The following is a 302-nucleotide window of genomic DNA, read 5'->3' as shown; positions in this document are numbered from 1 at the left end:
ATGGACCACACCAAATCCAGGTAACTTACCGAATGGCGGTACAGTAACAGCTGTAGCAACTGATCCTGCAGGCAACCCGTCTGTACCAGGGACTGAAACAGTGGATACGGTGGGACCAGATGTTTCAGGTACAACATTGAACATTGATCCAGTGACTGCGGATAACGTTATTAATGCGGCAGAATCGGCGGGGAACGTAACCTTAACAGGCACATTAACAGGTGTACCAGCAGATGCAGCGACTACTGTCGTAACTGTTGTTGTGAATGGGGTGACTTATACCGCAACAGTAAATTCAGCAA

The 302-nt window shown here is 48.0% G+C and carries 1 pseudogene; it reads left to right on the top strand.

The window, feature by feature from the left end:
* Positions 1 to 302, top strand: a pseudogene (locus tag V6E90_RS21635) (hypothetical protein); the annotation flags it as partial.

This window comes from Acinetobacter sp. ESBL14, assembly GCF_036668815.1.
Classification (GTDB): Bacteria; Pseudomonadota; Gammaproteobacteria; order Pseudomonadales; family Moraxellaceae; genus Acinetobacter; species Acinetobacter gyllenbergii.
This window is presented reverse-complemented; position numbering and strand designations above follow the sequence as displayed.